The organism is Marinobacter sp. tcs-11, assembly GCF_002049515.1.
Taxonomy (GTDB): Bacteria; Pseudomonadota; Gammaproteobacteria; order Pseudomonadales; family Oleiphilaceae; genus Marinobacter; species Marinobacter nauticus.
Genome location: NZ_LLYU01000002.1, coordinates 131174 through 157101, shown reverse-complemented (window position 1 = coordinate 157101; position 25928 = coordinate 131174). Strand labels below are relative to the sequence as shown.

Genomic DNA, 25928 nt, shown 5'->3' with positions numbered 1-25928 from the left:
GAATCCTACGGGACTGACGTCAAAACCTACGAATCCACGCCTGAATCAGGCCACATGTTCATTCAGTTGTAGCCTGGAAGGTGTAATGCCCCGATGTTTTCTGAGCGCGTTGGTCAGCGCACTCTGCGATGAAAAGCCGGTGCGATAGCTGATTTCAGAAACCGAAAGCGAGGTCGAGGAGAGTAGTCCAACCGCCTGATCGAGGCGGGTTTGCAGCAGAAACTGATGCGGCGTAGTCCCGGTAACCTGCCGGAAAATCTCATGAAACCGGCTCACACTCAGGCATGCGACACCGGCCAGATCCTGGACGGTTATCTTGCGGTGAAGATTGCCGACGATATAGCGGCGGATGTCCTCGGGATTGAGACTGTTTCTGTTACTGGAAACGGGGGGGCGGTCGACGATGCGCTCAGCCATGCAATGGAGAATACTGGCGGCGAGGTGCTGATGCAGCGCCCGGTTATCCGGTGAACGGTCGAATTCACCGGCGGCAAACTGGACCAACCCCTGAATACGGTTATCCATCTGTACCGTACGCGGCTTCTCAAACAGCCGCATCAACTTGTCGTAGTCCGAGTGCAGTGGTGTCGACAGTGCTGCGCAGAAGGGATCAACATTGATGACCAGCACGTGGTTTTGCTGATCACCACAATAATCGTGGCGCGCCTCTGTAGGTACCAGACAGGCTTTCCAGGTGTCGAGGCAGGCACCGGATCCATCAATGCTCAGCTCCGCCTGCCCGCGCACACCGACCACGATCTGGTGGTGTTCATGGTGATGCTGTTGGGCAGCCGTGGGTAGCTTCAAAAGTTTCGCGTTGAGCATTACTACTGAAAGCCGTTATCGAGAATGTTCCTCAATTAAAGCAGAACATTACAAAAAGTGCACGAAAACACCGGGATTCGCCAGCGATCTGTCTGCTGTCAGTCAGAAACCGGCAGTTTTGCCAATGCGGTCAGGAGGGCTGATACACTCTCGGATACCTGCTCGAGGGGTAAGGCGGCGTTTACCACATGGTAGCGCCCGGGCATTTCCGTCGCGCGCTCCAGATAGGTTTCCCGTATCCGCTGAAAAAATGCCTGCGCCTCCCGCTCAAACCGGTCAAGCTCACCGCGCTTTCGAGCACGAGCCATACCGGTTTCCACAGGTGCATCCAGCAGAATAACGTGGTCCGGACGCACCTCACCCTGAACCAGAGCCTCCAGCAACGCAATCCGTTCTCGGGCAACGCCACGACCACCACCCTGATAGGCGAAGGTAGCATCGGTAAACCGGTCACAGAGAACCCACTTACCGGCGGAAAGTGCCGGGAGGATTCTGTTATGGAGGTGCTGAGCCCTGGCGGCAAACATCAGCAGCAGCTCGGTGGTTTCGTGTACTGACTCCTCTCTGGGGGCCAGCAACAGCTCACGGATGCTTTCTGCCATAGGGGTGCCACCTGGCTCACGGGTCACAATGTAATCAATACCAAGCCGTTCCAGGGTTTTCGCAGCGTTATCCAGCTGTGTTGACTTGCCAACCCCTTCGGTACCCTCGAATGTAATGAATCGCCCTCTGGCCAAAATCATTGCTCTCCGTTACTGCTGGTTTCTGAATCCGGGGCCGGGAATGAACGGTAATCTTCCCGGCGGTTCAGCTGGAACTCACGCACGGCTTTCTGGTGCTCGGCAAGCGTACGGGAAAACTTGTGACTGCCATCCCCCCGGGCGACAAAGTACAGGGCATCGCCGTCATCCGGATGCAACGCGGCATGAATGGATTCTCGTCCCGGTAACGCAATAGGCGTTGGCGGCAGGCCATCAATGCGATAGGTGTTATAGGGCGTCCAGGTACGAAGGTCACTACGGCCAATCCGGCCCCGGTACTTGTCACCCATGCCATAGATGACGGTTGGATCCGTCTGCAGGCGCATCCCCTTCTGCAGGCGCCGGACGAACACACCGGCCACCTGTTGTCGCTCGCCGGCCACTCCGGTCTCGCGCTCCACAATCGAGGCCATGATCAATGCCTCATAGGGACTATCATACGGGAGCCCTTGCTCACGGTTCTGCCATTCTTCCTCAAGGACCCCGGTCATGATGTTGTAGGCGCGCTTGAGAACATCGAGATCGGTTTCACCACTGTGAAACAGGTAGGTATCCGGGAAAAACCAGCCTTCGGGATGCTGCCCTTCGGCTCCCAGAGCCGCCATGATCTCCTCATCCGTCCAATCGGTGGTCTGCCTGGTGAGCCTGTCGGTGCGCGCCAGCGCTGCCCGCATCTCGGCAAAGGTCCAGCCCTCGATAAACTGCACGGACCAGAGTTTTACCTTGCCTTCCACCATCAGGTTGATCATGTCGACAGGGGTCATGCCAGAGGTGAACTCGTAGTCTCCCGCCTTGATCAGGGTCTGCTCTGGGTTCAGGCGCCCGTGAATTCGCAACCAGAGCGGGTCATCCACAAACCCTTGCGTAGCCAGCTCCCGCGCCACTTGGCCAAACGCCGTGCCGGGCTCGACAGAAAACAGGGTCGGCTCGTCAAGGACAACCGGGGTCTCAAGTGTTTTCAAACCCTGCCAGAGCCAGAGACCACTGCCGGTAACCGCCAGAACAGCAAGAGCAACAATACCTACGAGTAGCTTTTTGAACACGCGCATCAATCCGGTCGCTTATGAGGATCGCAAATTGTCGCAAGCCGGTTGCCCACAGGCAAATCAAGGCCCGCCAGATTGCGAACCGGAACAACTCCAAGCACGCTGTTGGTCAGGTACAGACCCTGGCATTCGCGGCCCAGCAGGTCCTCCACCTGCAGCTCACATTCCCGGAAAGGCTCACCCGCGGCATGCAGGCATTCGATCACTTTTCGGCGCATCACACCGGAAACCGCCAACGAGGCCGCCGGAGGCGTTCTCCAACCATCTGGGCCATGCAGAAATAAATTGGTCCGGGTACCTTCAACCACATGCCCTGCCGCGTTGGTCATCAGCAACTCAAATGTTGGATCCTTCATTTCCCGGGCCGCCATAACCTGCTCCAGCCGATTGAGGCTCTTGATGCCAGACAGGAGTGGATTGACCGTCAACGGTACCCGGGAGAAGTCCACCATGACCCCGGTTTCGGGCGGCAGCGGAGGAAGAACGGAATGGAACAGATACAGATGAGGGCTGACATCAGCTGCCGGCCGATACCCGCGGCCACCGCTGCCACGGGTTACCACCAGCTTGAGCACCCAGTGGCTGCCGCCATGAATGGCCCCATAGCGCTGCATTGCGCCGGCAACCGCAGACTCAAGTTCGGGCCGACTCAGAGAAATACCCAGGCGCCCGGCATCCCGCACCAACCGGTCAAGGTGATAGACCAGCAAAGGCGCGGAATCCCCGTTCACCCTGATGGTTTCGAACAGGCCATCTCCATATGCCAGCCCCCGGTCACCAGGGAGCAGGCAGTCGTCGTCTGCCCAGTAGAGCTTCAACACCCGGGCTCAACCCTCGTAGCGGCTGACGATCAGGGTCCCGTTGGTGCCGCCAAAGCCGAACGAATTCGACAGCGCGACCTTCACATCGGCATCTCTGGATTTGTGCGCCACAAAGTCCAGATCACAACCTTCATCCGGATGATCAAGGTTGATGGTAGGCGGCAACACCCCGTCCCGGACTGCCAACACCGAGAATATAGCCTCAACGGCACCCGCGGCGCCCAGCAGATGTCCGGTCATGGATTTGGTGCTACTCATGGCCAGTCTTTCCGCATGGCTGCCAAACACCGATTTGACTGCAGCCACCTCAGCCACATCGCCAACCTGAGTAGAGGTTCCATGGGCATTGATGTATCCGACCAGATCCGGGCTGATGCCGGCATCGCGGATGGCATTTCGCATGGAGCGCGCCGCGCCCTCACCATCGGCCGGGGGGGCCGTGATGTGATGGGCGTCATCACTCATGCCAAAGCCGATGACTTCGCCGTAAATGGTTGCTCCTCGCGCCCTGGCGTGTTCCAGCTCTTCCAGAACCACAACGCCGGCGCCATCACTGAGTACAAAGCCGTCACGGTCACGATCCCAGGGGCGACTGGCCTTTTCCGGCTCATCATTGCGGGTCGACAGGGCCCGGGCGGAGGAAAATGCCGCCACGCCGCTGCGTGTGGTCGCCATTTCAGAGCCGCCGGCCAGCATGACATCGGCATCGCCGTAGGCGATGGTTCTGGCGGCATAGCCGATATTGTGTGTTCCGGTGGTACAGGCGGTCACGATCGCAATATTCGGCCCCTTGTAGCCGAAACGGATCGCCGCATTACCGGAAATCATATTGATGACGGATGCCGGCACAAAAAACGGCGAAACCTTGCGCGGGCCGGCCTTATCCATCTGAAGAACGTTCTTTTCGATGTATTCCAGGCCACCGATACCTGAACCTATGGCAATCCCTACCCGCTCCTTGTCGAGCTTGCTGTATTGCTCAAGGCCGCTGTCATCTACCGCCTGCTGCGCTGCAATCAGGCCATAGTGAATAAAGGCATCCAGCTTTCGCGCTTCCTTGCTGGACAACCAGGGCTCGATATCAAGATCCTTGACGGCACCGCCAATGCGAGTGGTGTACTCGGACGCGTCAAAGCGGTCAATCAGTCCGATGCCACTGCGTCCGGCACGAATGGCTTCCCAGGAAGACGTCACATCATTCCCCACCGGAGAAAGCATACCCATTCCCGTGATGACAACCCGTCGCTTGCTCATATCCCCAATCACCCGATTGTTCCGTCTCTGATGGTTCACTGCTGGCCAATGTCCGACCAATAAAAAAGCCGTCCTTCAATAAGCCCAAAGGACGGCTTTTGCCTGGCTATCTGATTCGCAGGGTATCAGGTGTGTGCGACAATGTAGTCGATCGCGTCCTGAACGGTGCCCAGCTTTTCGGCCTCTTCGTCAGGAATCTCGGTCTCGAATTCCTCTTCCAGGGCCATAACCAGCTCAACAGTGTCCAGTGAGTCAGCGCCAAGATCCTCTACAAAAGAAGATGTGTTCTGAACTTCGGACTCTTTCACGCCCAACTGCTCACAAACAATCTTCTTAACGCGCTCTTCAACTGTACTCATAATGTCCTCACTTTATGTGTCAACCAAGCAACTCTATGGCTGCCAGTTTAGTTTAAACCCTACCTGCAAACAAGCAGGGATTCTGTCAAACATGTTGTGCGACAAGGGGTTGCACACCAGCCCGGAACGGACTTAACCCATGTACATGCCGCCATTCACATGAATGGTTTCTCCGGTTACGTAAGCGGCGCCGTCCGATGCCAGGAAAGCCACCACAGCGGCAACCTCCTCCGGCGACCCCAGGCGACCAGCCGGTATGATTTCCAGCATAGCCTCACGCTGCTTATCGTCCAGTTTTTTGGTCATGTCTGTGTCAATAAAACCAGGTGCCACGCAGTTCGCCGTGATACCGCGATTAGACATTTCCTTGGCCAGGCTACGGGTAAAACCCTCAACACCGGCCTTCGCCGCACAGTAGTTGCCCTGCCCGGGATTTCCCATACCAGCAACCACTGAGCTGATATTGATGATTCTGCCCCAACGGGCTTTCGCCATACCACGCAATACCGCCTTGCTGGTGCGATAGACGCTGGACAGGTTGGTTTCCAGAACCTCAGACCAGTCATCGTCTTTCAAGCGCATCAGAAGGTTATCACGGGTGATGCCGGCATTATTGACCAGAATCAGGGGCGCACCTGATTGCTCGGCAAGCTGCTTGAGGCCAGCCTCGATGCTCTCGGGCTCTGCCACATTCATAACAATGCCATAGCCACTGAAACCCGCTTCTTTCAGGCCATCGGTAATGGCCTGGGCCCCCTCGGCACTGGTCGCGGTACCCACCACTTCGGCTCCCTGCCGGGCAAGTTCATGAGCAATGGCTTTGCCAATGCCTCGACTGGCGCCGGTTACCAATGCAACTTTGCCTTCCAAAGACATAATTCACTCCGTGTAATCAGGACTGACCAAAGGCCTTAAGGGCTTCAGCCAGAGAATCAGGACTCTCGATGCCGTGAACCGGCAGAGAACGATCGATACGTTTGATCAAACCGGCCAGTACCTTGCCGGCGCCACACTCAACAGCCACACCCACCCCTTCGGTAGACAGCCGCTGTACCGAGTTTGTCCACAGCACCGGTGAGTATAGCTGCTTGAGCAGATTAGCTTTCAGCACCTCTGCATCCCTTGCAGGCTCAGCATTGACATTCTGGACAACGGGAATGACAGCATCGTTAAACCGAATATCCTCCAGGGCTTCAGCCAACTGTTCCGCCGCCCCCTTCATGAGCGCACAGTGGGAGGGAACCGAAACCGGCAACGGCATGGCCTTGCGGGCACCTTTGGCTTTGCAGGCTTCAATGGCCCTTTCAACGGCCGCTGCGCTACCGGCAATAACCACCTGGCCCGGCGCGTTAAAATTCACTGCGGCAACCACATCACCTTCAGCAGACTCCTCACACGCCGACACCACATCGGAATCCTCAAGGCCCAGAATGGCCGCCATACGCCCCTGCCCTTCAGGCACGGCATCCTGCATCAATTCGCCGCGCAGCTGAACCAGCTTCACAGCTTCGATAAAATCCAGGCTTTCCGCCGCCACCAGGGCGCTGTATTCACCCAGGCTGTGACCAGCAACAAAATCCGGCCGCGGGCCGTCTGATACACACCACTGCCGCCAAAGCGCAACACTTGCGGTCAGCAGCGCAGGCTGGGTAACCATGGTTTTGTTGAGCTCTTCGGCGGGGCCATGCTGGCAAAGATGCCACAGGTCATAGCCAAGAACGTTAGACGCCTCGTCAAACGTTTCGGTGATCATCGGCCACGCTTCAGCGGCAGCAGATAACATGCCGACTGACTGGGAGCCTTGTCCGGGAAAAACAAACGCTGATTTCATAAGCGGAATCTTATCGTCATTGAAGGGTTACTGAAGATTAGCCAATAGTACAATTCAGGCCAATTATCCGCGAATAAGGGCCGGGATGCGGGACGACTTTAGTCGCGCTCCGAACAATGAGGAGGGATCATAACATCAGATCATCGAGTCTTTCGTTGATCCTTCGTGGCACTTCCAGCTGAACTTCACGAACCGCCTGCCGGATCGCCGCCAGCATCGCCCGCTCATTGGCGTTGCCGTGACTTTTGATGACCACACCCTGCAACCCGAGCAGACTGGCGCCATTGTGCCGGGAAGGGTCCATCAATTGCAGAAGTCGCCCGATAATCGGCCTGGCCAGCAAGCCCACAAAACGACCGTACATGGAGCGTGTGAATGCCTGCTCCAGCAATTCGATCAACAGGCCGGCAACCCCCTCTCCGGTCTTGAGGGCTATATTGCCCACGAAACCGTCACACACTACAACATCGGCGACATCGCGAAAAAGGTCACTTCCCTCGACATAACCGATGTAGTTGATGGTGTCGCACTGGGCCAGCATGTGTGATGCGAGCCGGACCTGTTCATTACCCTTGATTTCTTCCTCACCGACATTCAGCAGTGCCACCCGTGGCTCGGACTGGCGGCAGATAGCGGATGCCATCAGGGACCCCATCAGGGCGTACTGGTAGAGATTCTCCGCTGTGGAATCGACGTTGGCCCCAAGATCCAGGACATGACAACGGCCACGCAGAGAGGGGATCAGCTTTGCGATGGCAGGACGTTCAATCCCGGGATACATCCGAATGATCGAGCGACCGAATGCCATCAGCGCACCGGTATTTCCGGCACTGACACAGCCCTGCGCTTCTCCGTCCCGCACGAGACTGAGCGCAATGGCCATAGAGGAGTTTTTCTTGTGGCGGAGGGCATGGGAAGGCCGCTCGTTCATACGAACGACGTCGGCAGCCTCAACAATGCGAATACGGGCATGCCCCTCATGCAACAAAGCCTCGAGCTCGCTCCGGATTCCCACCAGAACAAGACTCAAGGCTTCGTTTTCACGCACTGCTTCCAGCGCAGCATGGACGACAACCGCGGCACCGCGATCACCGCTCATAGCATCAATGGCAATGGTGACCGGCGTGTTCACCACTCGTCCATGCGGCACAGGTCAGAAGAAATTCCCGACGAATTACTCGTCGCGAGCCTCAACTACCTGCTTGCCACGGTAGAAACCGTCTGGAGATACGTGATGGCGACGATGAACTTCACCAGTTGTTGCGTCGGTAGACAGAGCAGCAGCACTCAGTGCGTCGTGTGAACGGCGCATGCCACGCTTTGAACGAGTTTTGCGATTTTGCTGTACAGCCATGGTTATGCTCCTGACCTATTTTCGAATACGTTAATGCTTTGTCGTCTTAAGTCCCGCCAGAACACTGAACGGGTTCTCTTTTCTTTGCTCTGTCTCGGGCTCTTCGGTAGCCTCGGGCACTTCGAGCGCTTCAAGATCTTCTTTTGCCGGACACTCTTCCCGCTCGTGGAGCGGAAATGGCGGCAGCACCAGAAGCAACTCGTCTTCCACCATTGCCCAGAGATCGGCGTTGAAATCCTCTACCAGAAATGGCTCCAACGCTTTCGGCAACCGCTGCGCCTGCTCATCACTGATGACCAGACCGAGATCAAAACGGGATTCCAGAGTCACCTGCATGTCACCCATGCAGCGCTGGCATTCCAGAATGACCGGCGCAGACAACTCACCCGACACTATCCGGCGACGCTCCCCATCCCGATAGAAAGACAGCTTTACGCTGCACTCACCATCTTCTGGCAGTCCCGGCACAGCTTCACGAAAACGAGAAAGCCCCCTGAAAGGAATCACCCCTTCAAGCGTTGTGTTCTGCTCTGCCAACTTGTTTGGGTCGACAGATCTGGGCAGTTCGACGATCGGCGCTTTGGACATAGGCGCGCAATTTTAGGGGCGAGACCCGCCTCTGTCAAAGACTTAATCGACTTTCTACCGGGCCTTTCGCCCGGAATAGGGGTATTTTACGATATCAGCCCGAAAGAACCCCCATATCCAACCGACCGGACCTGAAACCCTATGCTTCCTCCCAAGCTGCTATTGGCCTCTTCCTCACCCTACCGAAAGCAATTGCTGGCCCGGCTCGACCTTGCGTTCGACACTGCCAGCCCCGACATCGACGAAACACCCACTCCAGGAGAAGCAGCCGAAGCCCTGGCCGTCCGACTTGCAGAAAGCAAAGCAAAAGCTCTCGCCCCGCGCTTTCAGGACCATATCATCATCGGCTCTGACCAGGTGGCGGCATTACCGGATGGCAGCCTGCTGAGCAAACCCGGCCACTACGACACAGCAAAACAGCAATTGATGCGAAGCAGTGGCAACCGGGTGCGCTTTCTCACCGGTCTGGCCGTTCTGGATACCCGAAGCGGCAACCTTCAAACTCACTGCGAACCGTTTGAGGTGCACTTCAGGGACTTACAGGAAGAGGAAATTGAAGGCTACCTGCAGAAAGAGCAGCCTTACGACTGCGCGGGGAGCTTCAAGATGGAAGGTCTTGGCATCGCCCTGTTCAGCCGCCTTCAGGGCGACGATCCCAACAGCCTGATCGGCCTGCCGCTGATTGCACTCACCCGTATACTGAGAGAGCTGGGCATCAATCCATTGCTGGACTGATGCCCGAGGCAACTTATCGGAGCTCCAGTCGTGACTCCATCAACCGGGTTGCGACACCTTCACCAACGGCGACCCCCAGCTGATCCACAAACTTCTGAAAAGGAGAGCGGCTGCGACTGTAATCGACAAGCTCCTCTTCGCCCACCAACTGGCGCGCGACCCAGGATGAACTGCCCAGACCATCTACAAGCCCCAGCTCTACCGCCTGCTCACCACTCCAGACCAGACCACTGAACAGCCGGGGATCATCCGCCAGGCGATCGCCCCGCCCCTGCCTGACCGCTTCAATGAACTGCTTATGGGTGTTTTCAAGCACGCCTTGCCAGAACGCAACCTCTTCCTCCTGCTCCGGCGAGAACGGGTCCAGGAAAGCCTTGTTGTCACCTGCGGTATAAAGACGACGATCCACGCCAATCTTTTCCATCGCCTCAGTGAAGCCAAAACCACCGGCCACTACACCAATCGATCCGACCAGACTGGCCCGGTTGGCGTATATCTCATCGGCTGCTGCGGCAATGTAATAAGCGCCCGATGCACCAATATCAGAAATCACCGCGTAGATCTTCTTGTCGGGATATTCCTCCCTCAACCGCTTGATCTCATCATAGACATAGCCGGACTGCACCGGACTGCCACCCGGACTGTTAATCCGCAGCACAACCGCCTTCGAGCTCTCGGCCTCAAACGCGGCACGCAATGCCCCGACCAGGTTATCTGCACTGGCCAGCTCATCAGCAGCAATCGGGCCATTCACCTCTACCAGCGCGGTATGGCTTCCCACTGTGGCCCCGACGCCTTCTCCGAAGGGCGCACGAATCATGAACAGCAGCGCAAACAGATATCCGAACGTGAGCAGCTTGAAGAAAATACCCCAACGACGACTGCGCCGCTGCTCCGCCTGCAATGACATCACCAGCTTTTCAATCAGACGCCAATCACGCCCCGTCTCCGGCGGCATCGACGGCTTCCTGCTGCCAAACAAGCCACCTCGGGCGCCCCGGGCTTCTGACTCAACGGGCTTGTCGCCCCACTCCGACTGCTTATCCGAATCCCACTCGCTCATTCGTCTTCCTTACTTGCAACGTCCTGCTGTTAGCGCAGACCCAACACCTTCCGGAGGTCCGCCACTGAATTCACCACTGCATGAGGATCATAGGTCTCAAGCACATCACGCTTATGCACCCCCCACTCCACACCGATGGAGGGCATGCCAATACGCTGAGCCATCTCCAGATCGTAACGGGTATCGCCAATCATCACAGCCTCTTCCGGTTCATAGCCGTAGAACGCCAGGATTTCCTCCAGCATCAACGGATGCGGCTTGGACCGGGTTTCATCCGCACAGCGCGTGATATCAAAATGCGACCCCAGACCACTGGAGGTCAACGCCAATTCAAGACCCCGCCGACTCTTGCCAGTCGCCACCGAACACCCACGCCCGGAACCCCGGAGATCGGCAACCACATCGGCCATGCCGTCGAACACATTCTGGGGCGTGGTCACCTTCTTGAAGAAGTAACCGGCATAACCTTCACGAATACGAACCATCTCCTCACGACTCAGACCCGGATACAGCTTCTCCAGCGCCTCAATCATGCCCAGACCAATAATGTCGCGATAGGCCTCTCGCTCCAGTTCGGGATACCCCAGCTCCGTTGCCGCCTGGTGCAGGCTGTCAGCGATATGGTCCACTGAATCAATCAGCGTTCCGTCCCAGTCAAAAATAACGACTTTTACCTTCATCAAGACCGCTTCCCGCTTCGCTTGGTCAATTCTTCGAGCACCCCGGAAAAGGGCCCGTCGTATACTGCTTCCAGCCGCATGGGCTCACCCGAACCCGGAAGCGAAAACTCAAGAGCCCTGGCGTGCAACATCAAGCGCTGCCCACCAATGGCCCGGAAAGCTTTCAGGCTCGCATCATCCATATACTTGTCATCGCCCGCAATCGGATGACCCGCCCAGGCACTGTGTACCCGAATCTGGTGAGTCCTGCCGGTCACCGGCGATGCCTCAACAAGACTATACCCCTGAAATCGCTGCAAACAGGTAAACAAAGTCAGGGAACTCTTGCCCTCCTCACTGACCCGAACCCGACGCTCGCCATTAGGCATCTCAAAACGCAACAGCGGCTCAGCAACACGATCAACATTTTCCGGCCAACTGCCGACCACCAGAGCGTGGTAATACTTGCGAATCCGCTTCTGCCGCAGCTCATCCTGCAAAAACCGCAACGCGGAACGCTTTTTAGCCACCATTACCAGACCAGACGTATCGCGATCCAGACGATGAACCAGCTCCAGAAACCTGGCTTCCGGCCGGGCCGACCGCAACACTTCAATCAAACCGAAACTCAGTCCGCTTCCGCCATGAACCGCTATACCGGAGGGCTTGTTCACCACCAGCATTTCATCGTTTTCGAAAACGACCGCAGCCTCCATAACCCCCTGCACCCGACTGCCGGGCTTGGGCTGCTCCGCCCTGGCCTGCTGCACCAGCGGCGGAATTCTGACCACATCCCCCGGATTAAGACGGGTATCAGGCTTTACACGCCCCTTGTTTACCCGCACCTCACCCTTTCTGACAATGCGGTAGACAATGCTTTTGGGCACCCCCCGCAATCGTGCAAGCAGGAAATTATCCACCCGCTGCCCTTCCATATCCTCATCAACGGTAATCCACTGAACCTCTGTCGCCACCTTTCCCTGAACACGATCAGAACCCGCCTTCACAGCAGCCTTTCCGACTTCACGGACCTTCCCACTGGCGGGGCGACGACCCTTTGTCTTACGGGAATCGGGGGAGCGAGACATGTAAACCCTTGCGTTGGTAAATTGCGGCACCGTATGGCCGCCCCTGCATACCGGGACGGACGCAACTGAGGAGTTGCCTGCCCACGCCGTACCTGTTATATTCCGGCGTGCTCTGCCGTTTGTCTACGGCCTGACGAACTCTGGTCAGAAGCCGGAGCGGCAGCAGTATACCGATACTGATTAAGAGTTTGAACGCTGCAAAACCAATCATTAACGGATGCAGCGGGAAACAGACTCCCGGAATCACAGGCCAGACCGAGAAAGGCTGTTACCTGCTCCGGGAGAGGAAAACCGACTGGAAAACCGTCGGGCGACATCGCGAAGAATCATTGCCACGCAAACCCGGGCCGTCCAGCAAACCAATACGACGTGAGACCCAGGGGCTTGTGTGAACCTGAAACGGATATTATGCGTCAACAGACTCTCACCCTATTCGACCTCGACCTGCCCACCGGCAGGCGGGATGTCGGCGGTGGTCTCAGACACCCAGGATTGCACCCCATAAGGGTATGATCCGTCTGGCCGCCGGCCTGCCTGCTGTAAAGGGCCCGCGGCACGCACATCCTGCTTCGCTGATGCGAATCCCCCCGGTTTTCTGTCACCAACAAACGACAGGAACCCTTTCTTTCCATGAAAAGAATGTTGATCAATGCAACTCATCCCGAAGAGTTGCGCGTCGCGCTGGTTGACGGCCAACGGCTGTTCGACCTTGATATCGAATCCAGTACCCGCGAACAGAAAAAGGCCAACATCTACAAGGGCCGCATTACCCGGGTAGAACCCAGCCTTGAAGCGGCTTTCGTTGACTTTGGCGCAGAGCGCCATGGCTTCCTGCCCCTGAAAGAAATCTCCAAAGAGTATTTCAAGAAGTCGCCCGGGCAGATTGAGGGCAAAATCAACATCAAGGATGTTGTCTCCGAAGGCCAGGAAGTGATCGTTCAGGTCGACAAGGAAGAGCGTGGCAACAAGGGCGCTGCCCTGACCACCTTTATCTCCCTGGCTGGCCGCTACCTGGTGCTGATGCCCAACAACCCCCGCGCCGGTGGTATTTCGCGCCGCATTGAAGGCGAAGAACGGACCCAGCTGAAAGAAGCGATGAACGGCGTTCAGGTGCCGAAGTCCATGGGCATTATTGTGCGTACGGCCGGCATTGGCCGCACCACCGAAGAGCTCCAGTGGGACCTCGACTACCTGGTACAGTTCTGGGAAGCCATCACCCAGGCGGCCGGCGAGCGCAAGGCTCCTTTCCTGATCCATCAGGAAAGTAATGTGATCATCCGCGCCGTGCGCGATTACCTCCGCCAGGACATCGGCGAAGTCCTGATCGACGCCGAAAGCGTGTACGAAGACGTTCTGAGCTTCGTTCGTGCGGTCATGCCCACCTTCGAAAACAAGATCAAGCTGTACAAAGACGAGATCCCCCTGTTCAGCCGTTATCAGATCGAAGGCCAGATCGAAACGGCGTTCCAGCGCGAAGTGAAACTGCCCTCCGGCGGCTCGATTGTCATCGACCCGACCGAAGCCCTGGTGTCCATTGACATCAACTCATCACGGGCCACCAAAGGCCAGGATATTGAAGAAACGGCCCTGCAGACCAACCTTGAAGCGGCCGAAGAAATCGCGCGCCAACTGCGCCTGCGGGATATGGGCGGCCTGATCGTTATCGACTTCATCGACATGACGCCAGCCAAACACCAGCGGGAAGTCGAGCAGAAGATGCGTGAAGCGCTGGAACTCGACAGGGCCCGCGTTCAGGTTGGCAAGATCTCTCGTTTCGGCCTGCTGGAAATGTCACGTCAGCGTCTGCGCCCCTCACTGGGCGAGACCCGCAGCGAAGTTTGCCCGCGCTGTGAAGGCCAGGGCACCATCCGGGGTATCGAATCTCTGGCGCTGAGCATCATGCGCCTGATCTACGAAGAATCCTCCAAGGAGAAGACCGCAGAAGTACGAGCCATGGTGCCGGTTTCTGTGGCCACCTTCCTGTTGAACGAAAAACGCAAGCAGCTGGCCGACATTGAAGCCCGCCAGGGCGTAGCGGTTGTGGTCGCACCTGTGCCCAACATGGAAACGCCGCACTTCGAGATTCTGCGCCTGCGTCAGGACGAAACCTCTCCAGAGCATGTCTCCAGCCATCAGGTAGCTCAACAGTACAGCGAGCGTGAGGAAGAGGCAGCCGTAGAAGTTGCAAGTGCCGAGAAACCGGTGCGCGAACAGGCCGCCGTGAAAGCTATCCGCCCCTCTGCGCCAGCCCCAGCACCGACAGCCGCTGCGCCAACGGCTGCTGCTGAGCAGGAAGAAGGCCTGTTCCGCAAACTGGGCAAGAAGATCGCGTGCTTCTTCCGGGGTGAAGAACCGGAGCAGGAAGCCAACCGCGACACTAACCGGAACCGGAGTGAAGAGCGTCGCAACCAGGCCCGCCAGGATCGCCGCAAATCCCGCGTTGCCCGCGATGACCAACGCACCGGCGGCAACCGCAGCGGCAATGATCGCCGTCAGGGTAGCCAGCAGAACCGTGGCGATGACAACCGGGGCCGCAATCGTGGTGGCCGTGGTGACGATCAGAATCGCGGTGAACGTGGTGGCCAGAACCGTTCCAACCGGGACGACCGCTCTGGCGACAGCAAGGGCAATGACAACCGCCGGGACAACCGCAAGGACTCCCAGGGCCGCGGCCAGAACCGGAACCGTCCCCAGCGCGACCAGAAAGGCCCGCAGGACAACCGGGAACAGCAGGAATCCCAGAAGGGACCTTCCAACGACAAGCAGGGCGGTGACGACAAGCAACGCAAACCACGCCGACAACGTAACCGGGGCGGCTCGCCCGCCGAGACTCCGGCATCAACGCCAGCAGAACGCAAAGCGGAACGCAGCGAGAAGCACCAGAAAGATACCCAGCCGGAAAAAGCGGCTGACAAGACAGCTCCTGTGGACGCTAAAGCCAGTGAGTCGCGCGTAGATAAAGCCGAGCAACCGGCCGCAACAACGCCGGAAACCAAAACTGCGCCAGAGAGCCGCAAGCCTGAACAACAGGAAATGGCCGAGAAGCCGGAGACCAAAACCGAACAGGCCGAGCAGAAAGAGGCTCCCTCAGCAGAAGACAAGCCTGAAGCAAAGGATGAGAGCAGCCGCAAAGAGAAGTCTGACGGCCGCAGAGGCCGCAGCTCAGGCCGCCAGCGCAAGCCTCGCTCTGCGGATAGCGCTGAAAAATCCGGTGCTGCCGAAGACAAGGGTGACAAGGAGAGCTTGCCGGCAGAAGCCGAGCAGAAACAGGCCGCCAAGCCTCAGCGTACCGAGCAGGTCACCGCAACAGAAGCCGAGCAGCCTGCAGAAAAGGCCAGCGCCGAGCCTGCCAAAGCCGAAGACAAAGAACCGGTCAAGGCAGAGGCCAAGGCACCCCGGCAAGCCAAGGCTGACTCACCGAAGGCGTCTGAGCCGGAAACCGGCGCGGCTTCTGATCAGAAGGCTGCCGAGGATAAAGCCGACAAGGCGCCGGAACAGAAAGCCGAGGCCGCTAAAACCGAGCCTGAAGTAGATACGGCGCCGGAGAAGCAGGCCGGATCCAGCAGCGAAAAACCCGCTGACAAACCGGAGCAGCCTGCAGAGCCCGTAAAAGCCGAGCCAGCTCCGGCCAGCGAAAAGCCAGCGGAGCAGAAAGAAGAGACTCAGGAAGCCAGTGCATCGGAAGCTATCCCGGTGACTCCGGGCCGGGCCTATAATGACCCAAGGGAGGTCCGCAAGCGCCAACGCGCGGCCGAAGAAGCCAAAAAGGCAGAAGAGGCCAAGCAGGCCGGGAGCAACTGATCATGCTGAGCAACTCGGACATCGAAGCGCTGGAAGACATTCTGTTCGCAGAACCCTGGGGAGATCATGCCCTGGACTTTTTCGGGTTCCATGGCGTGGTGTGTGCCAGCGTGATCGGGCCGGTCAGCCTGAAGGCGGAAGACCTCTTCCGCCTTGCCACAGGCACAGATCAGTTGCCGGATACCGGCATTCCCGACACGTTTACCCATTGTGTAAATGAGCTTGCACGGGATATGGCCCACGCCCTGGATATGGGCCAGCCACTGGAGCTGCCGGAGCCAGAAGACGGCGACCCGATGAATGCTCTGGAAAACTGGTGTGCGGGCTTCGTCGATACCTTCCTCGAGCATGAGGAGGCCTGGCTGCAGGCTGCGGATGAGGATGAAGTCGCTGACCTTATGGTGCCGATGCTGACACTGTCTGGCCTGTTTGAGGACGAGGACTTCCAGAAAGTCCGGAATGACGAGAAGCTGTCAGCCAAGATGGCAGAGGCCATCCCGGACTCGCTGACCGACCTCTACCTGTTGTTCCACGCGCCGGATTGAAGCCTCAGGCCTCAATCGGTTGCCGAAAATGATGCCAGACGGGCTCCAGCCCCTCTGGCATTTTCATTATGCGCCCCAGCTCACACCAGGGAGCTCCCGGGAAGTGAAAATCACTGCCCTGAGAGGCCCAGAGTTTTTCCCGCCGCGCCAGCTCGGCCACAAAACCCAGATCGCCACTGGATTGGCCCGACACTGACACCTCAATGCCCTGCCCTCCGGCACGGCCGAAATCCGCAGTTAATGCCCGTAAACGGGTTGCTGTGAGACGATATTTCCTGGGATGCGCCAGCACAGCAATCCCGCCGGCCGCCACGATCCATTGCACCACCTCCGGCAACTCCGGCCAACACGCCTTTACATCTCCTGGCTTGCCAGTTCCCAGATACCGTTTAAATGCGTGCGCCACCTTGGGTACAACACCGTCTTCCACCAGAACTTCGGCAAAATGCGGGCGCCCGGGCACGTCCCCTCCGGCCACTTTCGTCGCCCGCTCAAGAAGCTGGTCTACGTTCAGGCGGCTTAGCCTGTCGGCGATCATCCGAGCCCGCTGCCAGCGGTTTTCGTTCTGGCGCTCAAGTGCGGCGAGAAACGCAGGATCACGTTCGTCAAAATCGAGCCCGACCACATGAATGGTATGACTGCGCCAGACACAGGAAAGCTCCACGCCGTTAATCAGGGACAAACCGGAACCTGACGCCGCACCTCTCGCCACCTCGAGACCTGCGATGGTGTCATGATCGGTCAATGCCAGATGGCTAACCCCCTGCTCAACGGCTCTGGCTATCAGGGCCTCTGGAGACAGCGCGCCATCGGATGCTGTGCTATGGCAATGCAGATCAATGCACGTTCTGGAGTCTTGGGGTATAGTCACGAACAATCCTGAATAACGAAACGGGCACCAGTGTATCAGCCTTCAGGCAGTGCCCCTAACCTCAGCTGATCACCGATCGGAGAACCCATGTATTACGCCATCATCAGCGAAGACATTGCCAACAGCCTGCCCCTGCGCAAAGAAGCCCGGCCTGCCCACCTGGCCCGACTGGAACAGCTCAAGGCCGAAGGCCGGTTACTGGTAGCTGGCCCCCATCCGGCCATTGATTCGCCCGATCCGGGCGAAGCAGGCTTCAGTGGCAGCCTGGTCATCGCTGAGTTCGAATCGCTGGAGAAAGCTCAGGCCTGGGCCGATGCCGATCCCTATGTCGATGCCGGCGTGTATGAAAAAGTAATCGTCAAACCCTACAAGGTAGTGCTGCCCTGAACAAAGCGGCCGCCAGCATGAGCGGATTGTAACGCTGTGGTGCTTGAATAGCGGCCACCTTGTGACAGAATTGCGGGTTTAAATCATCAGTAATATCACTATCAGGGAACGTACTCCGTGACACCGCTCCGTCTCCTTTTCAGCCTTGTGCTTATTGTCAGCTCCGTTTCCGTTGCGCAGGCGCGCACCGTCTGGGTCGATGATCAACTCTACCTGCCTGTGCGCTCGGGCGCCGGCACGCAGTACCGTATCATCGAAAATGCCCTCCCCAGTGGCACGCCGCTGGAGGTGCTGGAGACCGGTGACAATTACACCCGCGTACGCACGCCGAAAGGGACGGAAGGCTGGGTTGCGAGCCAATACCTGAGTAACGAACCGATCGCAGCTGATCAGCTTCATCGGGTCAGTCGTCAACTGGACGAAACCCAATCTGAGCTGGCTGAAGCTCGTCAGCAACTGGCCGCCGTTACCGAAGAACGAAATTCTCTGCAGAATGCCGAGAATAATCTTTCCAATCGGGCGGAAGACCTGCAAACTGAACTACAACGCATCAAGAATATTGCCGCTGACTCCATCAATCTTGAGCGTCGTAACCGTGAATTGCGCGAAGAAAACCAGAAACTGCGGAATGATCTGGAAGTACTGACAGCGGAAAATGAGCGTCTTGAGGCCAGCAAAGAATCTGATTTCATGCTTCTGGGCGCGGGCCTCGTGTTTGGCGGCGTACTGCTGGCCCTGATCATTCCCATGCTCAAACCGACAAGAAAAACCGACAACTGGGCGTAAAGGTGATGAAAGATTACTCTGAGAAGCGCGACTTCCATCGTATGCAGGTGAACAGCACCATCACGATTATCGGCAACGATGGTGAAATCCACACCGGTATCTGCCGGGATCTCAGTGCCGCCGGTATGCAAGCAGCAGTGGAACGACCGTTCAGGATTGGCGAGGAGCTGAGAACCCGAATGGAGTCCGCTGGAGATCAGTTCCCGCCCCTGGAGACGCTCGGCGAGGTGGTGCGTTGTGAGCCTGATGGTGATGGTTATCTGCTCGGGATCAACATCATAGAAGTAACCCAATAAAAAACGGCGGCCCAAAGGCCGCCGTTTTTGTCTGTGCCGAGGCCGCGGCTTAAACCAGCGGCTTCTCGGAGACGATGATGCCATTGTTATCGGCATACACGTACTGCCCGGGCTTGAACGTCACACCGTGGAAGGTCACCGGGATATTCAGATCACCGATACCACGCTTTTCAGTCTTGCGCGGTACGGTACCCAGGGCCTGAACGCCCAGATTAGTCTGTCCAATCTCATCTACATCACGGATGCAGCCATAGATGATCAGGCCAGCCCAGCCGTTTTCCGCGGCTTTCTCGGCCAGCATATCCCCCAGCAGGGCATTGCGCTTGGACGCGCCACCGTCAACCACCATCACGCGGCCGTTCCCGGGCAGCCCAACCTGCTCTTTCACCACTGAGTTGTCTTCAAAACACTTCACGGTCACGATCTCACCGCCGAACTGGCGCACGCCACCGTAATTATTGAAGCCAGGTTCGACCACCTGCACTTCCGGAAATTCGTCACACAGATCCGGAGTAATAATCTTGCTCACGTTGTCGCTCTCCTTTTCCCAAGTGTTGGTGATCAGTCGATCTTCTCGTCGGCCAGGAAGAACCAGGTATCGAGTACCGAATCCGGGTTCAGAGACACAGTATCAATGCCCTCATCCATCAGCCACTTGGCCAGATCCGGATGATCTGACGGGCCCTGACCACAGATGCCAATATACTTACCGGTTTTCTTGCAGGCCTGGATAGCGTTGGACAAGAGCGCCTTTACCGCATCGTTACGCTCATCGAACAGGTGGGCAATGATGCCAGAATCCCTGTCCAGACCGAGCGTCAGCTGAGTCAGATCGTTGGAACCAATGGAGAAGCCATCAAAGTGCTCCAGGAACTGCTCAGCCAGAATGGCATTGGCCGGCAGTTCACACATCATGATGACCCGCAGGCCGTTCTCACCACGCTTCAGGCCGTTTTCCGCCAGCAGATTCACCACCTGCTCAGCTTCGCCGACAGTCCGTACGAACGGCACCATCACTTCAACGTTGGTCAGGCCCATTTCATTGCGGACTTTCTTCAGAGCCCGACACTCAAGCTCGAAACAGTCGCGGAAGGTATCGGAGATATAGCGCGACGCTCCGCGGAAGCCCAGCATCGGGTTCTCTTCGTCCGGCTCGTACAGAGTGCCGCCAATCAGATTGGCGTACTCATTGGATTTGAAGTCGGACAAACGCACAATCACTTTCTTCGGAGCGAACGCCGCTGCCAGGGTGGAAATGCCTTCCACCAGCTTGTCCACGTAGAAATCCACCGGTGAGGCATAGCCGGAAATGCGCTTTTCCACGGTCTGTTTGATGTCACGGGGCAGACCGTCAAAGTTCAACAGCGCTTTCGGGTGCACGCCGATCATCCGGTTAATGATGAACTCAAGGCGGGCCAGGCCCACACCTTCATTGGGCAGCGCCTGGAAGTCAAAGGCTCGGTCGGGGTTACCCACGTTCATCATGATCTTGAACGGAATGTTGGGCATGGAGTCCACGGTATTCTCACGCAGCTCGAAGTCCAGAGCACCCTCGTAGATCATACCGGTGTCACCTTCGGCGCAGGAGACGGTCACGTCCTGACCATCCTTGAGCACCTCGGTGGCATCGCCACAGCCCACAACCGCCGGAATACCCAACTCCCGGGCAATAATGGCCGCATGGCAGGTACGGCCGCCACGGTCGGTAACAATGGCGGAAGCCCGCTTCATCACCGGCTCCCAGTCCGGGTCGGTCATATCGGTAACCAGCACGTCGCCAGCCTGTACCCGGTCCATTTCGTTAATGCTGGTGATGATCTTCACCGGGCCACTGCCGATCTTGTGGCCGATACTGCGACCTTCCACCAGCACTTTGCCGGTTTCCTTCAGCAGATAACGTTCCATCACATTGGCAGCTGCGCGGCTCTTGACCGTTTCCGGCCGGGCCTGAACGATGTAGATCTTGCCGTCATCACCATCTTTAGCCCACTCAATATCCATCGGGCGCTGGTAATGCTTTTCAATGATCATGGCCTGCTTGGCCAGTTCTTCCACTTCCGCATCGGTGATGGAAAAACGATTACGGTCTTCCTGCTCCACCTTCACGGTTTCAACAAACTTACCCTCACCCGGTTCGGAATGGTAAACCATCTTGATGGCCTTGCTGCCGAGGTTACGGCGCAATACCGACGGACGTCCGGCTTCCAGGGTCGGTTTGTGTACGTAGAATTCGTCAGGGTTTACGGCACCCTGCACCACAGTTTCACCGAGGCCGTATGAGGAGGTAATAAACACCACATCGCGGAAACCGGACTCGGTATCCAGGGTGAACATAACACCGCTGGAAGCGGTTTCACTGCGAACCATCTTCTGGATACCGGCAGACAACGCTACCAGCTTGTGATCGAAACCATGGTGCACGCGATAGGAGATCGCCCGGTCATTAAACAGGGAGGCAAACACCTCCTTCACCGAGGTACGAACCTGCTCCAGACCCACCACGTTCAGGAAAGTTTCCTGCTGGCCGGCGAAAGAGGCATCAGGAAGATCCTCGGCGGTGGCGGAGGAACGCACCGCGACAGCCATCTGATCGTTACCGGCCTGAAGCTTGGCATAGGCTTCTTTCAAGGCGTTATCCAGAACTTCCGGAAACGCGGTGTCGATTACCCACTGGCGAATCTGGGAGCCAACCCGCGCCAGTTCGTTAACGTCGTTGACATCCAGGGCATCCAGGGCTTCGTCAATGCGGTCTTTCAGGCCGTCGGTGGCCAGGAATTCACGGTAAGCATGAGCAGTGGTAGCGAAACCGCCAGGGACGGTAACACCAGCATTGGCGAGATTACTGATCATTTCACCGAGGGAGGCATTCTTGCCTCCAACCCGGTCTACGTCGGACATTCCCAGGTGGTCAAACCAGATAATGTAATCTTCCAAAGCGTGTCTCCCTTGAGTCTGTGTAGCGCGGAGTCTCGAATCTGGCGTGTATGATACTGTAAGCTGCGGAAATTACCTAGGGAGGCAACCAAAGACTCCCGGGAACAAGTTCAAACCAGACCGGATACGACCATGAAAAGAACGGCGTTTTTTATCTCTGATGGCACTGGCCTTACGGCAGAAGCGCTCGGCCATGCCCTTTTGGCGCAGTTTGAAAAAATCGAGTTTGAGCGGGTTACCGTGCCCTATATCGACGATGAGGAGAAGGCCCGGGATCTTGTCAGCCGCATCAACAAAGCGTCGGAAATCGATGGGGAACGGCCGCTGGTATTCGACACCATCGTTAATGGCGGCATCAGGGAAATCATCAGCCGGGCCGACGGCTTTATGGTAGATATCTTCGGAACCTTCCTGAACCCTCTGGAGCAGGAACTCAACTCGTCGTCCTCCTACTCCGTAGGCAAATCCCACTCCATCAATAACGCGGGCAGCTACGAGCGTCGGATCCACGCAGTCAACTTTGCGCTGGACAATGACGACGGTGCCCGCACCCGGCATTACGACGAGGCCGACCTGATTCTGATCGGAGCATCCCGCAGCGGTAAAACGCCCACTTGCCTGTACCTGGCCCTGCAGTATGGCATCAAGGCCGCCAACTATCCGATTACCGAAGAAGATCTGGACGACCAGAAGATGCCCGCCGCGCTCCGGCCCCATAAGGAAAAACTGTTTGGCCTGACCATCGAACCGGAACGCCTTGCCACCATTCGTAACGAGCGCCGGCCAAACTCCCGCTACTCGTCGCTGCAACAATGCATGCATGAGATTGAAGAAATCGAATTAATGTACAAGCGGGAGCGGATTCCCTATCTGAATACTACGGCGTATTCCGTTGAGGAAATCTCGACCAGAATCATGGTGACAACGGGCCTGAAGCGGCACCGCTGAGGCAGGAAACCCGGCAGAGAGCCAATGGCCCTCTGCCAGTCAGATCAAAGTTCCTGAATGTCCATGCCAAGCCCTTCCACAACCGCACGGTTGTCGGGGCTTGTCACCACGGCCACATTGGCCTTTTCAGGCGCAAGCCAGGTCTTGGCCACGCGCTTAAGCTCGTCCAGAGTGACACCAAGAACCCTCTCACGGAAACGTGCGCGCTGCTCCGGCGTACGCCCGAACAGCCTGTTGTGGTAAGCATGGCGAGCCGCTCCGGCTGGCGAGCGGGGGCGGTCGAGTTGGCCGATCACACCCAGGATAGCCTCTTCCAGAGCCTGGTGCTCATGCGCTTCGCTGTACAACCAGTTCAGCGCTGCATCGAAGTCATCCAGGGTTTCCGCAAGGCGTGGATCGCGATAGGAGAAGAACCGGAAAACACCATTCACGCTGTCCTGGCCGGCGCCACCACCGTAGGCCCCGCCTTTTTCACGGATGGCCCGGTGCAGATAACCGTTCCGGAGAAAGCCTCCCAGTACCGTCAGCGCAGCCGCATCGGGATGATCCACCGCAACCGTCGGGTAGGCTTTGGCACAGAAATTGACCTGGGTAGATGTCAGCCAGGCCTCCCGGGTGTTGTAGCTGACCGGCTCCATGGACCAGTTACCCTCACCCTCTGCAGACACTCCGCTCCAGCAAGTGCCCAACTCATCCAGCATGGGCGACAACTGGTCGTCCTCACCAATCAGCAGGAACTGGCGGTTCTGGCTGCGAATACGGTTGTGCAGCGCGGCCAGCTTGCCACAGAAATCGGCCAGGCCGGCTTCATCTTTGAGCTGCTGATCAAGCTCCTTGGTACCACGAATTCCAGCCAGACCACCCAGACGGTACGACAACCAGGCACCGGAACTGACGCCCTGAGCCGCTGCGCCCATGGCCAGGGCATGCCCGCTGCCCGTCACCGCCTGCTCACGGCGAGCCCGGATCTGGGCAATGATCTCACGAACACGCTCTTTTTCGTCAAAACGGGCCCCGGTGTAGACATCCTTCAGCAGGCGGGTCAGCGCTTTGCTGTTGCGGCTCAGCGCCTTGCCACTGAAAATCAGATAGCCGGTCATGGCCTGAACATCATCAATCTGCCCCTTGGCAGTAAAAGAAGCGCCGATGCCGCCAGATTCCGCAGAAATACGATCCTGCATTTGCAAGTAATCCAGCTCTCCACACCCCACTTCGGAAATCAGAGTGGTGTAATAAGGCAACAGCAACAGTTCGTCTTTGCTCAGAGCCGGCAGCGGTAGCACCACCTGCTGATACACCAGGCCATTAGTGCCTCGGGAATAAACGGTCGCACCGGTTTCGGCATCGTACCGTCCCTCCGGCTCCGGCATCTGCAGCGGCACATCATCCAGCCCAACCTTGGGCAGTATGGAATCATCATCCTTGCGCATCTGGCGCTCTTCCAGTGCCTGAGCACGCTGCACAATATGGCTGATATCATCGTCGGACAGCTCCGCCTTGCGCCGGGCAAGGGCATCCTTGATGGCCTGCTGACGACGGCCTTCGAGTTTTTCATCCGGGCGCAAAGTCAGGGTTACCCGGTGCGGGTTCTCCAGCAACTTGCGCCGGATCAGCCCGGGCACATACTCGGGATCCTTGATCTTTTCCCTCAATGTCGCCAATACCGGCTCGAGATCCAGCAGTTCCACCGGATCACCACCATGAACCATGGGGGCAATCGCGCTCATGATCAGTTGCAAGCCGTAGGGGAACTGGTCTCCGGCAATCTCCCGCTGGTGCAGTTCCAACTGATGCAGGATGGCCTCGAGGCGCTCCTGGCTGACACCGTCATCCACCACCTTCTGCAGCGTAGACTCAATCAGCTGTTCCAGATCCGCCCTGCGCTCCGGCTCGCTGCCCTCAATACCGCAAACGAAGGTCATTTCCCGGTTGGAATCCTCCAGCCCGCACATGGGAGACGGCGCATGGCCCAGGTCTGTGGTTTCCAGCGCCCGCATCAACGGCGATGCGCTGTTTTCCAGCAAGACGGCAGACAATAACTGGCCTTCAAGATTTTCCTGCAGGTCGAAGCTGTGGCCCAGCAACCACCCCATCACAATGTGGGTCTTGTTGTCGGTGCTCTCACCTTCATTTACCGCATAGCCCTGCTCTACCCGGACCGGCGCGAACATGCGCTTCTCGTCTTTCACCGGCAGTTCAATATCCAGCCGATCGAACCGTTTCAGCGCCAGCTCTTCAAACTTCTCGTGGTGTTCCCGGGCCGGGATATTGCCGTAGGTCGCAAAAATCGCATTGCTCGGGTGGTAGTGGTGGCGATAGAACTTCACCAGGTCGTCATAACTCAGATCGACAATATGGTCCGGCTCGCCGCCGCTGTTGTAGTGATAAGTCGTGGTCGGGAACAGATGGCTGGTCAGGTTCTGCCAGAGCTGGGAGGTAGGTGCACTCATCGCCCCTTTCATCTCGTTGTAGACCACACCCCGGTAGACCAGGTCGCTGGATGGGTCATCCGGCTTGTCAAATTCCAGGCGATGACCTTCCTGTGCAAAATCCAGCGGGTCCAGCTTAGAGAAGAACACGGAATCCAGGTATACCGACAGCAGATTGTCGAAGTCCTTTCGGTTCATGCTGGCAAAGGGATAAGCGGTCCAGTCGCTGCTGGTGAACGCATTCATGAAAGTGTTCAGGGAGCGGCGAATCATCATGAAGAACGGATCACGCACCGGATAACGCTCACTGCCGCACAGGGCGGTATGCTCCAGGATGTGGGCGACACCGGTCGAATCCATCGGGAATGTTCGCAAGGCAACGAAGAATACGTTCTCGTCGTTGTCCGCTGCCAGGTGTAGATGGCGTGCACCGGTCTTTTTGTGGCGATACTCCTCAACCTCAAGGTTCAGGGTGCCGATCCGGTGACTGCGAAGTTTCTCAAAAGCCGGATGGATTGCGTTGTCAGTCACTGCAGCCATTAAAAAA

General features: G+C 57.5%; 25 protein-coding genes. 7 read left to right on the top strand and 18 right to left on the bottom strand.

Translation table 11 applies throughout. The annotated features are described in order from the left end of the window. Positions 1-45: 45 nt before the first annotated feature. The 11 genes from ARC85_RS03415 to ARC85_RS03365 form a co-directional block, all read right to left on the bottom strand. Positions 46-825 (bottom strand): AraC family transcriptional regulator, encoded by a 780-nt coding sequence (locus ARC85_RS03415; protein ID WP_011785337.1) that lies wholly within the window; start codon positions 823-825, stop codon positions 46-48. Positions 826-923: 98 nt separating this feature from the next. Further along, positions 924-1568, bottom strand: a complete 645-nt coding sequence (gene tmk / locus ARC85_RS03410; RefSeq protein WP_153740321.1) for a dTMP kinase — start codon at positions 1566-1568, stop codon at positions 924-926. Next, a complete protein-coding gene (gene mltG / locus ARC85_RS03405) occupies positions 1565-2635 on the bottom strand; it encodes an endolytic transglycosylase MltG (protein ID WP_153740322.1) in 1071 nt (356 codons plus the stop codon). The genes tmk and mltG overlap by 4 nt, the downstream gene beginning before the upstream one ends. Further along, entirely contained in the window at positions 2635-3453 is an 819-nt protein-coding gene (gene pabC / locus ARC85_RS03400; protein ID WP_153740323.1) for an aminodeoxychorismate lyase, read from the bottom strand. The genes mltG and pabC overlap by 1 nt, the downstream gene beginning before the upstream one ends. A gap of 6 nt (positions 3454-3459) precedes the next feature. After that, entirely contained in the window at positions 3460-4707 is a 1248-nt protein-coding gene (fabF, locus tag ARC85_RS03395) for a beta-ketoacyl-ACP synthase II (RefSeq protein WP_153740324.1), read from the bottom strand. Between the two features lie 125 nt (positions 4708-4832). Then, complete coding sequence (gene acpP, locus ARC85_RS03390) at positions 4833-5066, bottom strand: acyl carrier protein (RefSeq protein WP_008938713.1); 234 nt, start codon at positions 5064-5066, stop codon at positions 4833-4835. A 132-nt stretch (positions 5067-5198) separates the two neighbouring features. Continuing rightward, positions 5199-5942 carry a 3-oxoacyl-ACP reductase FabG gene (fabG, locus tag ARC85_RS03385; RefSeq protein ID WP_011785342.1) on the bottom strand — a complete coding sequence of 248 codons (744 nt, stop codon included), beginning with the start codon at positions 5940-5942 and terminating at the stop codon, positions 5199-5201. 16 nt (positions 5943-5958) lie between these two features. Then, complete coding sequence (gene fabD, locus ARC85_RS03380) at positions 5959-6897, bottom strand: ACP S-malonyltransferase (protein WP_226597759.1); 939 nt, start codon at positions 6895-6897, stop codon at positions 5959-5961. Between the two features lie 127 nt (positions 6898-7024). After that, a complete protein-coding gene (gene plsX, locus ARC85_RS03375) occupies positions 7025-8029 on the bottom strand; it encodes a phosphate acyltransferase PlsX (protein ID WP_014421134.1) in 1005 nt (334 codons plus the stop codon). A 42-nt stretch (positions 8030-8071) separates the two neighbouring features. Then, entirely contained in the window at positions 8072-8251 is a 180-nt protein-coding gene (gene rpmF / locus ARC85_RS03370; protein ID WP_011785345.1) for a 50S ribosomal protein L32, read from the bottom strand. A 30-nt stretch (positions 8252-8281) separates the two neighbouring features. Next, entirely contained in the window at positions 8282-8839 is a 558-nt protein-coding gene (locus tag ARC85_RS03365; protein ID WP_121206806.1) for a YceD family protein, read from the bottom strand. Between the two features lie 141 nt (positions 8840-8980). On the opposite strand from ARC85_RS03365, the gene ARC85_RS03360 reads away from it, so the two are divergent. Then, positions 8981-9574, top strand: coding sequence for a Maf family protein (locus ARC85_RS03360; protein ID WP_121206807.1), 594 nt, complete (start codon positions 8981-8983; stop codon positions 9572-9574). Positions 9575-9587: 13 nt separating this feature from the next. On the opposite strand, the gene ARC85_RS03355 is transcribed toward ARC85_RS03360, so the two are convergent. Genes ARC85_RS03355 through rluC form a run of 3 tightly spaced genes read right to left on the bottom strand, consistent with a single transcriptional unit; the run spans position 9588 to position 12384 of the window. Continuing rightward, positions 9588-10637, bottom strand: a complete 1050-nt coding sequence (locus tag ARC85_RS03355; RefSeq protein WP_121206808.1) for a S49 family peptidase — start codon at positions 10635-10637, stop codon at positions 9588-9590. Between the two features lie 29 nt (positions 10638-10666). Then, entirely contained in the window at positions 10667-11317 is a 651-nt protein-coding gene (locus tag ARC85_RS03350) for an HAD family hydrolase (protein ID WP_023009931.1), read from the bottom strand. Then, the gene (gene rluC, locus ARC85_RS03345; protein ID WP_286714292.1) at positions 11317-12384 is read right to left on the bottom strand and encodes a 23S rRNA pseudouridine(955/2504/2580) synthase RluC; all 1068 of its coding nucleotides are present in this window, start codon (positions 12382-12384) and stop codon (positions 11317-11319) included. Before rluC ends, ARC85_RS03350 begins: the two co-directional genes overlap by 1 nt. 630 nt (positions 12385-13014) lie before the next feature. Between rluC and rne the strand changes: the two genes are divergently transcribed. Together rne and ARC85_RS03335 are read left to right on the top strand one after the other, a co-directional pair. Continuing rightward, on the top strand, positions 13015-16185 hold the full coding sequence (gene rne / locus ARC85_RS03340) for a ribonuclease E (RefSeq protein ID WP_286714291.1): 3171 nt from the start codon (positions 13015-13017) through the stop codon (positions 16183-16185). A gap of 2 nt (positions 16186-16187) precedes the next feature. Further along, a complete protein-coding gene (locus ARC85_RS03335; protein WP_014421126.1) occupies positions 16188-16730 on the top strand; it encodes a YecA/YgfB family protein in 543 nt (180 codons plus the stop codon). A gap of 4 nt (positions 16731-16734) precedes the next feature. Here ARC85_RS03335 and ARC85_RS03330 read toward each other — a convergent pair whose 3' ends face one another. After that, the gene (locus tag ARC85_RS03330; protein WP_031210468.1) at positions 16735-17601 is read right to left on the bottom strand and encodes a PHP domain-containing protein; all 867 of its coding nucleotides are present in this window, start codon (positions 17599-17601) and stop codon (positions 16735-16737) included. 87 nt (positions 17602-17688) lie between these two features. Here ARC85_RS03330 and ARC85_RS03325 point away from each other — a divergent pair, with 87 nt between their 5' ends. The 3 genes from ARC85_RS03325 to ARC85_RS03315 all read left to right on the top strand — a co-directional run bounded on the left by ARC85_RS03325 (position 17689) and on the right by ARC85_RS03315 (position 19070). Continuing rightward, positions 17689-17988 carry a YciI family protein gene (locus tag ARC85_RS03325; protein WP_011785354.1) on the top strand — a complete coding sequence of 100 codons (300 nt, stop codon included), beginning with the start codon at positions 17689-17691 and terminating at the stop codon, positions 17986-17988. Between the two features lie 117 nt (positions 17989-18105). After that, complete coding sequence (locus ARC85_RS03320) at positions 18106-18774, top strand: TIGR04211 family SH3 domain-containing protein (RefSeq protein ID WP_153740328.1); 669 nt, start codon at positions 18106-18108, stop codon at positions 18772-18774. A 5-nt stretch (positions 18775-18779) separates the two neighbouring features. Then, complete coding sequence (locus ARC85_RS03315) at positions 18780-19070, top strand: PilZ domain-containing protein (RefSeq protein ID WP_153740329.1); 291 nt, start codon at positions 18780-18782, stop codon at positions 19068-19070. 49 nt (positions 19071-19119) lie between these two features. On the opposite strand, the gene rraA is transcribed toward ARC85_RS03315, so the two are convergent. Both rraA and ppsA read right to left on the bottom strand, forming a co-directional pair. After that, positions 19120-19599: a ribonuclease E activity regulator RraA gene (gene rraA, locus ARC85_RS03310; protein ID WP_023009926.1), complete on the bottom strand. Its 480-nt coding sequence runs from the start codon at positions 19597-19599 to the stop codon at positions 19120-19122. A 32-nt stretch (positions 19600-19631) separates the two neighbouring features. Continuing rightward, positions 19632-22004: a phosphoenolpyruvate synthase gene (gene ppsA, locus ARC85_RS03305; RefSeq protein ID WP_014421120.1), complete on the bottom strand. Its 2373-nt coding sequence runs from the start codon at positions 22002-22004 to the stop codon at positions 19632-19634. Between the two features lie 132 nt (positions 22005-22136). Between ppsA and ppsR the strand changes: the two genes are divergently transcribed. Further along, a complete protein-coding gene (gene ppsR / locus ARC85_RS03300; RefSeq protein ID WP_011785359.1) occupies positions 22137-22952 on the top strand; it encodes a posphoenolpyruvate synthetase regulatory kinase/phosphorylase PpsR in 816 nt (271 codons plus the stop codon). Positions 22953-22996: 44 nt separating this feature from the next. Here the strand turns inward: ppsR and ARC85_RS03295 are convergent, their stop codons facing one another. Further along, positions 22997-25921 carry an insulinase family protein gene (locus ARC85_RS03295; protein WP_199452191.1) on the bottom strand — a complete coding sequence of 975 codons (2925 nt, stop codon included), beginning with the start codon at positions 25919-25921 and terminating at the stop codon, positions 22997-22999. Positions 25922-25928 lie beyond the last annotated feature (7 nt).